The sequence below is a fragment of the Listeria fleischmannii subsp. fleischmannii LU2006-1 genome (assembly GCF_000344175.1).
Lineage (GTDB): Bacteria > Bacillota > Bacilli > Lactobacillales > Listeriaceae > Listeria > Listeria fleischmannii.
Map to the genome: position 1 here is coordinate 38,983 of NZ_ALWW01000014.1, position 15,950 is coordinate 54,932.

General features: G+C 37.9%; 17 protein-coding genes and 1 tRNA gene. 12 read left to right on the top strand and 6 right to left on the bottom strand.

What is annotated here, in order from left to right; genetic code table 11:
* Positions 1–29 precede the first annotated feature (29 nt).
* The 3 genes from dnaB (at position 30) to LFLEISCH_RS05960 (ending at position 3,396) form a co-directional block, all read left to right on the top strand.
* Positions 30–1,376, top strand: coding sequence for a replicative DNA helicase (gene dnaB / locus LFLEISCH_RS05950; protein WP_007474160.1), 1,347 nt, complete (start codon positions 30–32; stop codon positions 1,374–1,376).
* A 78-nt stretch (positions 1,377–1,454) separates the two neighbouring features.
* Positions 1,455–1,901 carry a universal stress protein gene (locus LFLEISCH_RS05955; RefSeq protein ID WP_007474161.1) on the top strand — a complete coding sequence of 149 codons (447 nt, stop codon included), beginning with the start codon at positions 1,455–1,457 and terminating at the stop codon, positions 1,899–1,901.
* Positions 1,902–2,103: 202 nt separating this feature from the next.
* Positions 2,104–3,396, top strand: coding sequence for an adenylosuccinate synthase (locus tag LFLEISCH_RS05960; protein WP_007474162.1), 1,293 nt, complete (start codon positions 2,104–2,106; stop codon positions 3,394–3,396).
* A 195-nt stretch (positions 3,397–3,591) separates the two neighbouring features.
* Here LFLEISCH_RS05960 and LFLEISCH_RS05965 read toward each other — a convergent pair whose 3' ends face one another.
* Complete coding sequence (locus LFLEISCH_RS05965) at positions 3,592–4,176, bottom strand: hypothetical protein (protein ID WP_007474163.1); 585 nt, start codon at positions 4,174–4,176, stop codon at positions 3,592–3,594.
* Positions 4,177–4,668: 492 nt separating this feature from the next.
* Here LFLEISCH_RS05965 and LFLEISCH_RS05970 point away from each other — a divergent pair, with 492 nt between their 5' ends.
* Both LFLEISCH_RS05970 and LFLEISCH_RS05975 read left to right on the top strand, forming a co-directional pair.
* Complete coding sequence (locus LFLEISCH_RS05970; RefSeq protein ID WP_007474164.1) at positions 4,669–6,051, top strand: amino acid permease; 1,383 nt, start codon at positions 4,669–4,671, stop codon at positions 6,049–6,051.
* A 124-nt stretch (positions 6,052–6,175) separates the two neighbouring features.
* Positions 6,176–6,248: transfer RNA gene (locus tag LFLEISCH_RS05975), tRNA-Lys, on the top strand.
* 122 nt (positions 6,249–6,370) lie between these two features.
* On the opposite strand, the gene LFLEISCH_RS05980 is transcribed toward LFLEISCH_RS05975, so the two are convergent.
* The 5 genes from LFLEISCH_RS05980 to LFLEISCH_RS06000 all read right to left on the bottom strand — a co-directional run bounded on the left by LFLEISCH_RS05980 (position 6,371) and on the right by LFLEISCH_RS06000 (position 9,278).
* On the bottom strand, positions 6,371–7,054 hold the full coding sequence (locus LFLEISCH_RS05980; protein WP_007474167.1) for a fructose-6-phosphate aldolase: 684 nt from the start codon (positions 7,052–7,054) through the stop codon (positions 6,371–6,373).
* 136 nt (positions 7,055–7,190) lie between these two features.
* A complete protein-coding gene (locus tag LFLEISCH_RS05985) occupies positions 7,191–8,144 on the bottom strand; it encodes a sugar-binding transcriptional regulator (RefSeq protein WP_007474173.1) in 954 nt (317 codons plus the stop codon).
* Positions 8,134–8,418, bottom strand: coding sequence for a DUF3116 family protein (locus tag LFLEISCH_RS05990; protein ID WP_007474181.1), 285 nt, complete (start codon positions 8,416–8,418; stop codon positions 8,134–8,136). The genes LFLEISCH_RS05985 and LFLEISCH_RS05990 overlap by 11 nt, the downstream gene beginning before the upstream one ends.
* A gap of 67 nt (positions 8,419–8,485) precedes the next feature.
* Complete coding sequence (locus LFLEISCH_RS05995; RefSeq protein WP_007474182.1) at positions 8,486–8,938, bottom strand: ImmA/IrrE family metallo-endopeptidase; 453 nt, start codon at positions 8,936–8,938, stop codon at positions 8,486–8,488.
* A gap of 4 nt (positions 8,939–8,942) precedes the next feature.
* On the bottom strand, positions 8,943–9,278 hold the full coding sequence (locus LFLEISCH_RS06000) for a helix-turn-helix transcriptional regulator (protein WP_007474184.1): 336 nt from the start codon (positions 9,276–9,278) through the stop codon (positions 8,943–8,945).
* Positions 9,279–9,466: 188 nt separating this feature from the next.
* Between LFLEISCH_RS06000 and LFLEISCH_RS06005 the strand changes: the two genes are divergently transcribed.
* The 7 genes from LFLEISCH_RS06005 (at position 9,467) to LFLEISCH_RS06035 (ending at position 15,381) form a co-directional block, all read left to right on the top strand.
* Positions 9,467–9,763, top strand: a complete 297-nt coding sequence (locus LFLEISCH_RS06005) for a hypothetical protein (RefSeq protein WP_007474186.1) — start codon at positions 9,467–9,469, stop codon at positions 9,761–9,763.
* A gap of 156 nt (positions 9,764–9,919) precedes the next feature.
* Positions 9,920–10,312, top strand: a complete 393-nt coding sequence (locus tag LFLEISCH_RS06010; RefSeq protein ID WP_007474189.1) for a phage holin family protein — start codon at positions 9,920–9,922, stop codon at positions 10,310–10,312.
* A 70-nt stretch (positions 10,313–10,382) separates the two neighbouring features.
* Positions 10,383–10,982 carry a short chain dehydrogenase gene (locus tag LFLEISCH_RS06015; RefSeq protein WP_007474191.1) on the top strand — a complete coding sequence of 200 codons (600 nt, stop codon included), beginning with the start codon at positions 10,383–10,385 and terminating at the stop codon, positions 10,980–10,982.
* Between the two features lie 123 nt (positions 10,983–11,105).
* The gene (locus LFLEISCH_RS06020) at positions 11,106–12,386 is read left to right on the top strand and encodes an AcpB/EbpR/MafR family transcriptional regulator (protein ID WP_007474192.1); all 1,281 of its coding nucleotides are present in this window, start codon (positions 11,106–11,108) and stop codon (positions 12,384–12,386) included.
* Positions 12,349–12,585 (top strand): hypothetical protein, encoded by a 237-nt coding sequence (locus LFLEISCH_RS06025; RefSeq protein ID WP_007474194.1) that lies wholly within the window; start codon positions 12,349–12,351, stop codon positions 12,583–12,585. The genes LFLEISCH_RS06020 and LFLEISCH_RS06025 overlap by 38 nt, the downstream gene beginning before the upstream one ends.
* A 13-nt stretch (positions 12,586–12,598) precedes the next feature.
* Positions 12,599–13,360, top strand: coding sequence for a molybdate ABC transporter substrate-binding protein (modA, locus tag LFLEISCH_RS06030; protein ID WP_007474196.1), 762 nt, complete (start codon positions 12,599–12,601; stop codon positions 13,358–13,360).
* A gap of 74 nt (positions 13,361–13,434) precedes the next feature.
* Positions 13,435–15,381: an LTA synthase family protein gene (locus LFLEISCH_RS06035; protein WP_007474198.1), complete on the top strand. Its 1,947-nt coding sequence runs from the start codon at positions 13,435–13,437 to the stop codon at positions 15,379–15,381.
* Positions 15,382–15,950 lie beyond the last annotated feature (569 nt).

Here is a 15,950-nt window from a genome sequence, read left to right on the forward strand (position 1 = left end):
ACTAATTTTATTAAAAAGGAGCTAGGGCAGTGGATACTTTTCAAGATAGAACGCCACCGCAAAATATTGAAGCTGAGCAGGCCGTCTTAGGTGCTGTATTTCTTGAACCGAATGCGCTGATTACGGCTTCTGAAATACTCATGCCGGATGATTTCTATAGGCAAGCGCACCAACTCATTTTTGAGACGATGCTCGATTTAAATGATCACGGAAAAGCTGTGGATGTGCTAACGGTTTATGAGGCACTTGCATCTAGTGGTCGAATTGAGGATGCGGGCGGTCTTCCTTATTTAACGGAACTCTCAGGTGCTGTGCCGACAGCCGCCAACTTAGAATATTATGCGCATATTATTGAGGATAAGGCGCTTTTAAGACGTTTAATTCGAACAGCGACTCAAATTGCGACGGATGGTTACTCGCGCGAAGATGAACTAGATGCGCTTATGGATGAGGCTGAAAAAAGCATTTTAGAAGTTTCCGGGCGCAAAAATGTGGGTGCTTTTAAAAATATTAAAGACGTTTTGGTTAAAACTTATGACGACATCGAAATTTTACATAACCGAAAAGGCGATATAACGGGGATTCCAACAGGGTTTAAAGAGCTGGATAAAATGACAGCGGGATTTCAGCGCAATGATTTAATCATCGTAGCGGCCCGCCCATCGGTAGGTAAAACAGCATTTGCGCTTAATATTGCACAAAACGTAGCCACTAAAACGGATGAAAATGTGGCGATATTTAGTCTTGAAATGGGTGCCGAACAACTCGTTATGCGGATGCTTTGTGCGGAAGGAAATATCAACGCGCAAAATCTGCGTACAGGTTCGCTGACATCAGAAGATTGGCAGAAACTTACTATTGCGATGGGGACGTTATCGAATTCGGGTATTTTTATTGATGATACACCAGGCGTTCGCGTAAATGAAATTCGTTCAAAATGCCGTCGTTTAAAACAAGAGTCAGGTCTTGGCATGATTGTGATTGACTACTTGCAACTTATTCAAGGGAGTGGTCGTGGCGGCGAAAACCGTCAACAAGAAGTGTCAGAAATTTCACGTTCACTTAAAGCACTTGCGCGTGAACTTGAAGTGCCGGTCATTGCGCTTTCGCAGTTATCGCGTAGTGTAGAGCAGCGGCAAGATAAACGCCCGATGATGTCTGATATTCGTGAATCAGGATCAATCGAGCAAGATGCGGATATTGTGGCTTTCTTATATCGTGAGGATTACTATGACCGTGAAGGCGAAAATGATGGAACCATTGAAATTCTAATTGCTAAGCAGCGGAATGGTCCTGTAGGGGACGTCAAACTCGCTTTTGTGAAAGAATATAATAAGTTTGTTAACCTTGAAGTAAGATATGATGAGATGGCGTAAAATTTAGACAGAGCGGTTTGCCGCTCTGTTTTTTTTATAAAATTAGGGGTAAAGTCTTGTAAAAAAGGAGTGACTGGTATGGAAATTTACAAACGGATTTTAGTGGCTGTAGATGGTTCAGAGTCTTCTTCGGCCGCCTTTTTAAAAGCTTGTGGTGCGGCAAAGCGCAACGGGGCGCATCTGGGTATCACAACCATTATTGATACACTCTATTTTGCCAATTTAACGGCCCTTGATGGTGGGCAGACGGTCAACCAATTTACGGAAAATGCGGAAAAAATGTTAGAGGATTATGAAAAACAAGCAAAAGATTTAGGTGTGGAAAGCGTTGAAACTATTTTAGATTATGGCCCTCCGAAAGCCACGATTGTAGAAATTGCAGCCGAGAAATTTCATGCTGATTTAATTGTTGTTGGGGCAGTTGGAACTTCAAGGTTAAGTCGTATTTTACTTGGGAGCGTAGCGGGCTATGTAACATTACACGCGGAATGCGATGTGCTAGTCGAGCGGGAAAGTTTAGATTAGAAGGGATAGACTATGGGCGAAGGAGCCCGTAGTCTGTTTTTGACTAAAAGTCTATTTGAGATAAAAACGAACGATAATTTTAACATAATAAAAAACGTTCGTGATATTCGTTGACGAATGGAGGGACAAACGGTAAAATGGATAATGGAAATAATGACTAACGGAAAATGGTTAGTTAAAGATCAAAAAATGAGGTGTTTACATGTCTTCGGTTGTTGTTGTTGGAACACAGTGGGGCGATGAAGGTAAAGGGAAAATTACAGATTTTCTTTCGGAAAATGCAGAGGCTATTGCGCGTTATCAAGGTGGTAATAATGCGGGGCACACGATTAAATTTGATGGTGTGACTTATAAATTACACTTAATTCCATCAGGTATTTTTTACAAAGAAAAAATTAGTGTTATTGGAAATGGTATGGTGGTCGATCCAAAAGCGCTCGTTCAGGAATTAACGTATTTACATGAAAAAGGTGTAGATACATCGAATTTACGAATTTCGAATCGTGCGCATGTGATTTTACCTTATCATATTCGAATTGACGAGGCTGACGAGGAGCGCAAAGGCGCAAATAAAATCGGAACGACGAAAAAAGGAATCGGCCCAGCCTATATGGATAAAGCTGCGCGTGTCGGCATCCGAATTATTGACCTTCTAGACAAAGAAACCTTCAAAGAAAAACTTGACCATAATTTAAAAGAAAAAAATCGTCTTTTGGAACGCTTTTATGAATTAGAAGGCTTTACTTTAGATGAAATTTTAGATGAATATTATGAATACGGCCAAAAATTTAAAGAATATGTTTGTGACACATCGGTTGTTTTAAATGATGCGCTAGACGACGGAAAACGCGTCTTATTTGAAGGAGCACAAGGTGTTATGCTAGACATTGACCAAGGAACTTATCCGTTTGTAACATCCAGTAACCCAATTGCCGGCGGAGTGACAATCGGAAGTGGAGTTGGCCCGTCTAAAATTAATCATGTAGTAGGTGTTGCGAAGGCTTATACAACCCGTGTTGGTGACGGTCCTTTCCCAACGGAATTATTTGATACGATTGGTGATACCATTCGTGAAGTTGGTCATGAATATGGTACGACAACTGGAAGACCTCGCCGTGTTGGTTGGTTTGATAGTGTTGTTGTGCGACATGCAAGACGTGTTAGCGGCTTAACAGACCTTTCGCTAACGCTTCTGGATGTTCTTACAGGCATCGAAACGCTTAAAATTTGTGTGGCTTATAAATTAGATGGCAAAATCATTTCTGAATTTCCTGCGAGCCTTAAAGATTTGGCTCGCTGCGAACCAGTTTATGAAGAGCTTCCTGGTTGGAAGGAAGACATCACAGGTGTTCAATCACTAGACGATCTGCCGGCCAATGCAAGACATTACATGGAACGAATCGCACAACTTACGGGAGTGCAAGTGTCAATGTTTTCAGTTGGTCCAGACCGAAATCAGACGCATGTTGTGAAAAGTGTGTGGCGTTTAGCTTAAAATTAAGAACCTGCAAATTTGCAGGTTCTTTCAGACTGCTGACAAACGGCAATCTTCGTCGTTAGCGCCTCCGTTCCGGTGCTCACGTACAAAAGTACGCTCTGCTCCGGTACTCGGCTCTGCTAGAATCTCACCATTTGTCAGCAGTCTGATTTTGGCGTGCGCCGTTTTGTTTTGCGTAAACTTTAAGTTTTTCTACAAGCTAAAAGAACCTGCAAATTTGCAGGTTCTTTTTATGTCTTCAAAAATATCAATGATATCATCTACGACGCCCGTTTCATCTTTGTAGATTTTGAGCATGAAATACATGAGAACGAGGAGTACAAAAAGGTTTGAGTGAGGGCGGATAGAATCTTCAAACGAAAATGACACAGTGAAAAAGGAGTCGCCAGTTAAAATGGATGCAATCCGTTCATCATTTGAGTGTAAGTCTACATCTTCGTTTAAGTTTTCTTCAATTAAAATCTTTTGATCAGGAAATTCAGCCATTACGGAAAAATAAAGCATACTGTTGCCAACTTTATCTTTAAGATAAAATCGCTCTTCTCCGTAATTAAATTCATATTCAGCAAGCAAAAAGCGTTTTAGTCCTGTATTTTTACGATGAATTTGGCCCATAATTTTGCCATCAGCTGAAGTATAAATATAAGAATTATCTTTTTCACGGTCAGAATGTACTTCTTTTTTTATAAAAGCAATAATTTTACCGTATTCGTCCTTTAGCTCCATACTTGAAGCGTTTTCAAAAATAACTTTATCTAAAAGTGTAAAAGTAGCCAAATTAAGCGCCTCCCTTTTTAAAAAGTATAGCATAAATCTAAAAGCCCTGTTTGGGTTAAAATTGGTATAGTTCAACTGCCCTTTGAAAGGTTTTAAAATACTACAACACCATTTTTGTTCGACTAGACCAATATTATGAGTGATTTCACAAACTTTAAAAATAAGCATATATACCTAAATTTTTATGTAATTTGGGAGCAGGAATAAATTTTTATCGATAAATCCTTATTTATCAACAAATTTAAGCCTATTTATAAATTATTTCAGGCCTCATTATTGCAAACGATTAGCGTGATGTGGTAAAATTCAAGTAGTGATAGCGCTTACATTGTGAAAAGGAAAAATTTACTATTCAAGCCAATTTTTGCGAGTCATCTTAATTTATTGTATGATTAAAGGATAACTTAAACCTGTTTTTAAGTTTAGAAACAAGAGGTTAGAAAAAATTGGTAAACTTAGCTAGTCCCAAGAATAAAGAGGGGGAAGTACATAATGGAAGAGAAACAAGAGTTATCAAGAGGTTTAAAAAACCGTCACGTCCAACTGATTGCTATCGGGGGAGCAATTGGAACTGGGCTATTCCTTGGTTCAGGTAAATCCATTCATTTAGCTGGCCCATCGATTTTGTTCGCGTATATGATTACAGGAGCAATCTGTTTTCTCATTATGCGAGCGCTTGGCGAATTACTACTTTCAAATTTAAAGTATCATTCGTTTGTTGATTTTGTACAAGATTATTTTGGTAATGCGGCGGCATTTGTAACTGGCTGGACATACTGGTTCTGTTGGATTTCAATTGCGATGGCAGATTTAACGGCAGTTGGTCTGTATACACAATTTTGGTTTCCAAATGTTGCGCAGTGGGTTCCTGGTTTAGTTGCCCTCGTTCTGTTACTTATTATGAACTTGGCGACGGTTAAACTTTTTGGAGAAATGGAATTTTGGTTTGCGCTTATTAAAATCATTGCGATTTTGGCGCTAATCATTATTGGTATTTTCATGATTATTAAAGGCTTTTCAACGGATGCTGGAGCTTCAAGCTTCACTAATTTGTGGAGTCACGGTGGCTTTTTCCCTAACGGTGCAAATGGCTTTATACTTTCCTTCCAAATGGTTGTATTTGCCTTTGTTGGTATTGAACTTGTGGGGTTAACGGCTGGGGAAACTGAGGACCCTGAGCGCGTTATTCCTAAAGCGATTAACAATATCCCGATTCGGATCATCATCTTCTACATTGGTGCTCTTCTTGTTATCATGAGCATTTACCCGTGGAATTCCATCAATCCTGCTGAAAGCCCGTTCGTTCAGGTTTTCGCTGCTGTGGGGATTACGGCTGCTGCGGGAATCGTTAACTTTGTCGTTTTAACTTCCGCTGCTTCGGCTTGTAATAGTGCCGTTTTCAGTACTAGCCGTATGATTTATTCGCTAGCGAAAGAGCAAAATGCACCAAAATCCATGCGAAAACTAACTTCGCATAAAGTGCCATCTAACGCACTATTTTTCTCAACAATTGTTATTTTAATTGCGGTTATTTTAAACTACATTATGCCAGAGGGCGTATTTACGTTGATTACGAGTGTTTCGACTGTATGCTTTATCTTCATTTGGGGTATTACAGTCCTTGCGCATATGAAATACCGGAAAACGCGCCCTGAACTTGCTGCAAAAAACAAATTTAAAATGCCACTTTACCCATTTGCGAATTACTTAATTTTAGTTTTCTTAGCCTTCGTTCTAGTTGTCCTAGCGCTTGCTGAAGATACACGTGTCGCGCTATTCATTACACCGCTTTGGTTCGTTGGCGTCATCATCATTTATTACATCCGTAAATCAAGAATTCAAAATAAAGATATACGAGAAGAAGTCAAAGAATAATTTTTAAAAAAAGCTAGGTCAAGTGTGGCAAAACCCACCTAGACCTAGCTTTTAAGTTTTAATCTCTTGCAAAAATTGGGAAAAGTGATAGAATTAAAACGTTGAGTTCAATCTTAACACATTCGGGTTATTAGCTCAGTTGGTAGAGCAGCTGACTCTTAATCAGCGGGTCGGGGGTTCGAACCCCTCATAACCCATTGGGTGCCAAACCCACAAGACCGGAGTACTGTCGGCGTTTTCGGACGTTTGGAAGACAGGACTCGCGGTCTTATTTTTATAAAATAAAAGAGCTGAAAAATTAAACTCAGCTCTTTTCCTGCTATGAAAACTTCGATAGTGTAGAAGCGGCTCCAAAAACAGCTTCGAAATCACTTGTAAAATCTTTAACAGCTTTATCGATGGAGGGCATTTCAAACGCTTGTAAAAAAATATCTGCGCCTAATGTGACTGCGTGGGCGCCGCATTCTAAGGCTGAATTTACTTGGTTTACATTTTTAAAACTAGCACCTAAGATCTTAGTGGAACTATTCGCGCGTTTAATGGCGGCGCTCATTTCTAAGATGGCCTCACGCGGGTTAATATTTACATTTTCCATGCGATTAAAATAGGGGGCGATGTAATTCGCATCGGCTGAAATCGCTAAATAGGCCTGAATTTTCGAATAGATGGCGGTAGCAGTAACATTAATGTTTTGAGCGCGCAATTCTTTTATAACACGCAGGCCTAATTCAGTAACAGGAACTTTAATAAAAACATGTTCGTCAATCTGTTTTAAAATCGCTTCAGCATCTCGCATCATGCCCGCATAATCTGTTGCAACCACTTGAACGTGCAGAGAGGCAGTTGGGTCAAGGATAGCTCGGATTTCTTTCATATGATTAAAAAAATCGATTTTACCTTCTTTTTTTATGATAGAAGGATTGGAAGTAACGCCAGCAAGAGGTAAATTTTCCGCATAGCGCCGAATTGCTTCCAAATTGGCCGTATCAAGCATAAATTCCATTCATATCACTCCTTTTGCCCTCATTTTAGCAAAAACGAGCAGAAAAATAATACTACCATTTCTTTACTTGGACGAAAAGCGGACGGAACCAAGCGGGAATATAGGCCAAAAAAGCTAGTTTGCACATTTGTGCAAACTAGCTTTTCGCATATTTTAAGATTAACTTAGCCGTTTCATCATCCGTGACAAGAGCATTGATATACCCTTTTTTTAACATCGCTAAAATGGCGCGGCTTTTCCGTTTTGATCTAGCGACGCCAAGAACAGTTGGCACTCGCTTTAAATTTTCAATCCCTATTCCAATAGTACGATTGTAGAGTGAACCATGCAAAACCTTGCCATCTCGATCAAAAAAATTACAACAAGAATCTCCGCAAGCTTCACGAAGACGTAAATCTTCATAATCCTCTGGGGATAAAAGATCACGCCACTTACTTGTCTTTTCAGATAAAAGACCGCCAATTCCAACAATCGCAACGTCTAGTTTATCCCACTTCGATTTTAATTCCTGAAAATAATGAGAACCCATAATACCATTTTTCAGTTGCTCCGTTTCTTGCACAACTGTCGCATTCACGAATACACTATTTCCGCCAAACTTTCGAGCCAACTCATAAACCAGCGTATTAACATGGTATTTAGAATGGACATGACTCGGTCCCCCTACGATAGGAATAAAAGTGGCCATCGTTTTGCGGCGATTTTCAATATAAGAAATGGCATTTCCAAGCGTTTCACCCCAAGCTACACCAATCGTTTCATGAGGCCTCACCATATTTTTAATCACAAGTGATGCTGTTTTCGCAAGGTTTTCTTCTTTTTCTTGGTTTGAAAAATGGGGTTCGGTTCGAGCAATTCGAACATACTTCAAGTTGAAGGTTTCCCTTAGCTCCGTTTCAAGTTCATATAATTGTTCGTCAAAATCATGAATTTTAATTTCTACAACGCCAGTCTGCTTGGCTTGTTTTAACATCCGACTAACGCTCGTCCGGTAAATATTTAATTCGCGGCCAATCGTTTCTTGATTTTTTTCCTCAACATAATATTTATAGGCTACTTGGCGTAATAAATCCAGTTTTTCATTGCCCATTTCCGGAATCCTCCTCCGTATGCCCGAAGCTTTTTAGAAGTTCCTGACCATCTTCAGTTAGCCCGTAGCGTTTTTCGTTCAATCGTTTATATTGCCGTCTTACAATATAATTATTTTGTTCAAGCCAGAAAACGGTATAAAAAAAAGAGGTGAGTGTCAATTTATATTGCGGATTTCGTATGAAAAATTCATCTTGCAAAATAAAAATATTAAAGCTAGGATCGGCCATAAAAATTAAAGTAAACTTAATCTCTTCTTGACTAGGCTTCTTCATAAATATATCCTTTCAACCGGTAATTCAGGTCATAACAAACGCTGATTTGTTTCACGTGAAACATTGATTAGTACTTACGATAAACATCAATGGTATTGCCAAAATTAATATAATAATTTTTATAGCTATACATTGAACCATATTTTTCTCGGTAGTGGGCAACGGTTTGAATAAGAAACTCTTCCGTAACATGAAGGTGTTCAGCCACTTCAAAATATTCTCTAAATCCATTATAAAAACAGTGAATAATATCTTCAAGAGGAATAAGTTCCTCATAACCACGCTTTCTAGCAAAAATTTCTTGTTTACGATTAGAAATGTTTTTTTGATCAATAATACTTCCATACGTATATTTCCAGTGCATGAGTTCTTCTATTAACAGACATCGTTTTTCAACATCTGTTTTTTTGCTGTCAATTAAAATAGTCCCGTTCATATATAAGCCTGGCAGTTTACTAGGCATTTTTTCTTCTTTAATGGTTACTTTATTTTGATAATCATTCATCAATTCTTCAAACATTTCGTCACTTCCCGCGATGGAGTTGTTTTTTCATTTCGATATACGCTAAAATGTCACGTAATTCATCATCAGTTACATCATCATCTAAATGGGCTGCGATAGTGGTTAAACGCTCGTCTCGAACTTCTTTTTCTCTTGGGGGAAAAAAAGCATCTACGGATTGATTAAAAAGTTTTGCAAGTTCGAATAGAACATCCTGGTTGGCTTTTCGATCTCCGTTTTCATAGCGGCTGATGGTTTGTCTAGTTGTATTTAAACGCTTAGCTAAGATTTCTTGGCTAAGCCCTTTTTCTTCTCGGAATTGCCTAATTTTATTTCCTACAAATTTATTTAATTCCATAATTTTTTACTCCTTTTTTAGGATACTTTAAGTATAACACCGGTGTAACCTTTTTGGAAACATTTTATTTCCCTCTGCATCAAAATGTTTACATGTAACCGAAATGGTGCTATAATGGTTATACCAAGTAGGAAAACTCTTTTTTTAAATTGAAAAGCACCGAAACGGTGACGAGAGGGTGTTCTAAGATGAATAAAATGGAATTGAAAAAAAGACAAAAAGAGATTATTTACATTTTGGAGGAAGGTGTCCCGAAGCAAATTCAGCAAAAGCTACTTTATGAATTAGAATATTTGGAAGCGCTTGGGGACCACAAAAAGGGGATGCTGACAGCAGAACAAAAAATGCTGCTTTTCTCGTATGAAGATTATTTGACAAGAAAGCGTTTTCAAACAGATAAGGAAATTTATGAAGAAATAGGAGTTTCGAGACGAACGTTTTATTTGTGGAAAAAGTCGACGGGCTTGATTTCAAAAGGCGTGTAACCGTGAGTCCAGACTCGCCGATGACTTAAAAAGCTGCGTGAATTACTCTACTCAACAAGTAGATTTATATAGATGAAAATGTCATTTGACCTTCAGAAAAAGTAATGAATTATGCTGAAAAACAGATGGCATTTTTTGTATGGAAGGAGGAATTTGATGGATTATTTTGTTCGAAGTATTCCTCAAGTCATCACGTTTTTCTTTGGAGGGGGAAGTATTTTGTTACAAGTTTTATTATGTTTTACGATTTTTGATTATGTGACAGGGATTTTAGTCGCGGGTTATAGAGGAAAACTTCGAAGTGACATTGGTTTTAAGGGGATTGGCCGTAAAATAGCGATTTTTATTCTTGTTGCGGTCGCACATCAGGCGGATTTTATTATGGGAAATCAAAATTTAGTTCGCGATGCTGTTATTTTTTTCTACCTTGCCAATGAATTAATTTCGATTTTGGAAAATTTTGTTCAAATGGATGTTAAAGTTCCTCTTGTGCTTAAAAATTTGGTAGATGTCTTTCGTTCAAATGCTGGAGAGAAAAATAAAAAGTAAGCCTTTAAGCTTAACGGGTAGTTTTAAGGGTGTTATACTGACTTTATTAGAAGAAGAAGGGGTGTTTGGAATGAAAGTGCTTTTAATTGGTGCCTACGGGACACTTGGAAAAGCGGTTTTTAATCGTCTTTCAAAGAAAAATGAGGTCATTACAGCCGGCCGTCATAGCGGCGAAATCCATGTTGATATTACAGACCCTGACAGCATTCGAAATATGTATAATGAAATTGGAAAAGTAGATGCTGTTGTGAGCGCGACAGGAAGCGCCGTCTTTTCTCCGCTAGCGGAATTGACGCCTGAGAAAAATGAACAAACACTTCGAAGCAAACTAGGAGGACAAATAAATCTCGTGCTGCTGGGACTTGATTACATCAATGATGGTGGAAGTTTTACACTAACTACGGGTGTTATGATGGAAGATCCCATTCGCCAAGGAGCGTCGGCAGCTATGGCTAACGGGGCAGTGACAGCTTTTGCTAAATCGAGTGCTACCGAAATGCCACGCGGAATTAGAATTAACACGGTTAGTCCCAATGTGTTAGAAGAATCTTGGGAAAATTTGGAACCGTTTTTTGAAGGATTTACACCTGTTCCAGCTGATCGTGCAGCTAGAGCTTTTGAGAAAAGTGTGCACGGAGCTCAAACGGGTCAATCTTATAAAGTATATTAAAAGACAAGCTGAGACAAGATATTCGTATCTTGTCTTTTGTTTTAGTAAAAAAAATAGTTAATGGCTTGTTCTAGGTGATATAATGTGTAAGGAAACTAAAAATGACTAGATGGGGGCCATGTCATGCGAAGCTTGCTTGAAAAAACCACAAGAAGGCGAATGGAGCTTTTAGAAATTCTTAGCGCTGACAATCGCTGGTATAAGTTAGAAGATTTAGCTGAAAAATTAGATTGTTCAAAACGAACCTTAAATAATGATATAGCAGTCATACAAGGTGATTTAATGGAAGGCTGGCTTCTTATTACTTCACGAAAATTAGGGATACAAATGCAAACGCCTGATAATGCGCATGTTGATAAATTATATCAATATTTTATGCAACATAGTATGTCTATTAAGTTGTTACTAGGCACTTTTTATTCGCAAAATCGAACAGTTGAGGAATGGGCGGATGAGCTTTTTACAAGTCCTTCTTCACTTTATCGTTTAATTCATCGGATTCGGAAGAAAATGGCGATTTATGGCGTGACATTAAATATTAATCCGGTATATGTAACGGGGAAAGAGTCACAGGTACGCTATTTTTTTTCGCAACTTTTTTATACAACATTTGGGATTGACAAATGGCCGTTTCAAGCTGATGATCGGGAATCAATTGATCGTTATATCGCAACGCAAGAATCCATTGTAGGTTACCGGTTTGTTTATCCGCACAGGCAAGAACGTTTTGTTTGGTTACAAGTTTCTTTGGAGCGGATAAGGCAAGGGTATTTCATTGATTTGGCAGAAATTGCGGTGCCGTTTTATGAACGTAAGGCGGAATTGCAAAATAGCTTTAAACAGCTGGAAAAAGATACGGGTGTAGTCCTTAATGAGGGGGAGCGTTACGGAATTAAGTTATTGCAACTTCAAGGGTTAGGATATGAGAAAGATGCGAATATACAAGCTTCTCTAACGTTTTTTAAGTCTTGTGTTCCTTTGAAATTGGCGCAGGCTGAGGAGTTACTTGATAATATTGTAACCTTGTACAATCACGCTTATCCGCCTAATAAAGATGAAATTTTGCTTCAACTGCTTAGCTACTTATTATATTTAGAGCAGTTTGTTGAGTTTGATAGCTTTATTGTGTCAAAAAGAGGTTATGTGACGAATGTGCTAAATAAGGAATTTCCGATTTTTTGCGAAGCAGTGCGTAAGGCTGTTGCGGATATAAAAATCGCGAACTTAAAAGCGGAGACGGTCATATTCTTCCTTGGAACACTCTGGAAGGGGCTAGCAGAAGAGACGCGGAAAGAGATAGAGCCCGTTCGTATTTTAGTCGCTTCACAGTTAAGTGTTAGTAATACACGATTTTTAAAAAAGTATTGTGGCATCACGCTTTCAAAATCAAGTTATTTTATTTGAAATGAAGGAAGCGAATTTAAATGAAGAAGATTTATTAGCGAAAAAGATTGATTTTATTTTGGCCGATTTTGCAACCGAGAATTATACTTGTGTTCCAACTGTGGAAGTCAATTATTTTCCTAGTGAGAGAGATTGGCGTAACATTAGAAAAAAGATTCATAGCGTAACAAAAAAGAAAAAAATGGCGCGCGATGAATAAAAGGAGCTTTAAAATGAAAAAATGGTTTTTTATCTTACTCGGTGTATCATTCATTCTCACAAGTTGTGGACACGATAATGATATGGCGGCAAGTGAGACAACAGAACTGCATATTTCCGTTGCGGCTAGCTTAAAAGATGTCATGGATAATGTGAAAAAAACCTATGAAAAAGAAAATCCAGATACAAAATTAACTTTTGATTTTGCGGGTTCTGGACAAATAAAAGAACGTGTAAAAAGCGGGGCGCCTATTGACGGGATACTATTAGCCAGCGAAAAAGATATAGATGAATTAAGCGCAAAAACCACAGAAAAAACCCAATTTGCTAAAAACGCCTTAGTTTTAATTGTCCCCAGTAAAAATGCTGTTCAAATTTCTAATTTAAATGAACTTTCTTCTTTTGATAAAATTGCAATTGGCGATCCGGATTCTGTTCCTGCAGGCAAGTATGCAGAAGAAACAATGCAAAACCTCGGCGTTTATAAGTCCTTAAAAGAAAAACTCGTCCTTGCGTCAGATGTTCGCCAAACACTTGCTTACGTAGCGTCTGGAAATGCACAAGCCGGTTTTGTTTATCAAACGGATGCCCTGATCAGTAAAGATGTAAAAGTATCACAAAGTGTTCCGGAAAATTTACATTCACCTATTGGATATTACGCGGGCATTGTGAAAGATTCAACGCATAAGGCTAAAACAAGGGAATTTTTACAATATATGACATCAAAAAAAGGACAGGAAGTGCTTGCGAAATACGGATTTAAACCTGTTGACTAAATGGGAAATCGTTTTACAGACAAAATAAAACGTGATAGCATTAACATAACTCAAATTTTTATGAGGAGATGAAAATGAAGAAATTATTCTCAAATCAGTTATTGTTACTCACTGTTTTTGCTTTTTGGCTGAAAACGGAACTTGTTTATTTTGTGGAATTTAACCTTGGTGTTGAAGGCGCATTTCAAATCTTTTTACTACTTATTAATCCAATTGCAACTGCACTTATTATATTTAGTTTGATTTTCTTAATTCCGAACCGAAAACTTCGGACGCTCGTCACCATTGTGGTTTATTTTGCTCTTTCGATGTTACTTTATGCGAATGTACTTTATTACCGAGAGTTTAGTGACTTTTTATCGGTTAACTTGATGACGAATGTTGGCAATGTCTCAGAGGGCTTAAACGGCAGTACGTTTGCGCTGTTAAAATGGCATGATATCTTGTATTGGGTAGATTTTGCTGTTGTTATTTTTGCTTTACTAAAATTCGGAAAAACATATGAAAAGAAACGCCGTCCGTTTAAATTTCAGTTATTACCTGTTATTCTTGGCGTTGGTATGTTACTTTTAAATATTTCGTTAGCTGAAATTGATCGTCCGCAACTTCTGACACGGACTTTTGACCAGCGTTATTTAGTCAAATATTTAGGTGTGAATACATTTACCGCCTATGATGGATTAAAACTTGTGAAAACGCAACAAAAACGTGTTCAAGCGGACAGTTCGGATACGGCTGAAGCAGAGAACTTTGTGAACGCCAATCGAACTGCCACGGATAATGAATACTTTGGGATTGCTAAAAAACGGAATATCGTTTACTTGCATTTAGAAAGCATTCAACAATTTTTGATCAATTACAAATTGGACGGTGAAGAAGTAACACCATTTCTAAATGAGCTTTATAACAGTGAAAATTCGTTTAGTTTTAGTAATTTTTATCACCAAACAGGGCAAGGTAAATCTAGTGATGCGGAAAACCTAATTGAAAATTCGCTATTTGGTCTCCCGCAAGGCTCTGCATTTTCCACATACGGAGGAACAAATGCGTTCCAAGCTGGCCCAGCCATTTTAAAAAATGAACAAGGCTATACATCGGCTGCATTTCACGGTAATATTGGTTCGTTTTGGAACCGAAACAATGCTTATAAGCGATTCGGTTATGATTATTTCTTTGATTCTAGTTATTATGATGTATCGAAGGAAAATTCAACGGACTATGGTCTAAAAGATAAGCCGTTTTTTGAGCAATCAATGCGGATGCTGAAACAATTGCCACAGCCGTTTCAAACCAAATTCATTACCGTTTCAAACCATTTCCCGTACCCCGTTTTTAAAGAAGATGTGACGTTTGCAAATCCGGGGACGAAAGACGAGACGATTAATAACTACTTTTCTACAGCGCATTATGCGGATGCAGCGATTAAAGACTTTTTTGACGCATTAAAGAAAGAAGGACTGTATGAAAATACGATTTTTGTTCTTTACGGTGACCATTACGGAATTTCTAAATCTCGATTGAAAAATCTTGCACCACTTCTTGGCAAAGAAGAGCTTACGGCATTTGATAAAGCCCAGCTACAACGCGTACCTTTCATTATTCACGCGCCGGGCATTAAAGGAAAAGAAATCACAACACAAGCAGGCCAAATTGATGTACAACCGACAATCCAGCATTTACTAGGCATTGACGGCTCTAAATATTTACAACTTGGCAACAGCTTACTTTCGGATAAACCTAAGGATACCGTAGTCTTTCGAAATGGCGACGTTATAACCTCTGAATTTGCACAGCTCGGTTCAAAAGTTTACCGCACAAAAACAGGTGAGTTAGTGGAAGAATTATCACCTGAAGAAGAAGAACGTGTGACGGAACGAAAACACTACGCTGAAACGGCCCTACGTATTTCAGATGACATTATGCAACGCGATTTATTACGTTTTTATGAACCAAGTGAAGATTTTAAACTTCCAACCGTTTCAAAAATTGACTATAAACTGTCAAACTCTGATATTAAATAGAGGATGAAAAGCGCACTTTTCCAATGGAGAAAAGTGCGCTTTTCTTTTTTGACTAGCTAATTAGAAGATTTTAATTTATAATATTCTTAAAATATAGACATCTAGAAAGGGAGAAGCACATGAAACGAGTGATTGGCTACATCATCTTAGGCATTGTATTACTTTGGTTTAATTTTTACAGGCGTTACATTTTTATAAGATTAATTCAAATTAAATGCAAATTACTATCAAGAAAATATCCTTATCAATATGATGGGAAATTTGTATATACGCATGTCCGTTTCTTTTTCCAGATACTAAAAAGAAGAAGGGAGAAAAGTTTATAATTTTTTAACGGAAAGGCGAAATAAGATAGAGCAAGTGAAAGATGAAAAAATGAGCATACTATTCCTATAAAGAAAAACTGGGAAATCCATTTTTAGAGACAACTTAGATTGATAAAATTGAAACGCAGCTAGAATTATAATCTCTTTATTATTAAAATAAATAAAGCCTCGGATGATAAAATGACTTTTCGATGAAGGCATTCGCGTAACGTTCCAATCAAATTTCAAATCTTAATTTTTCCA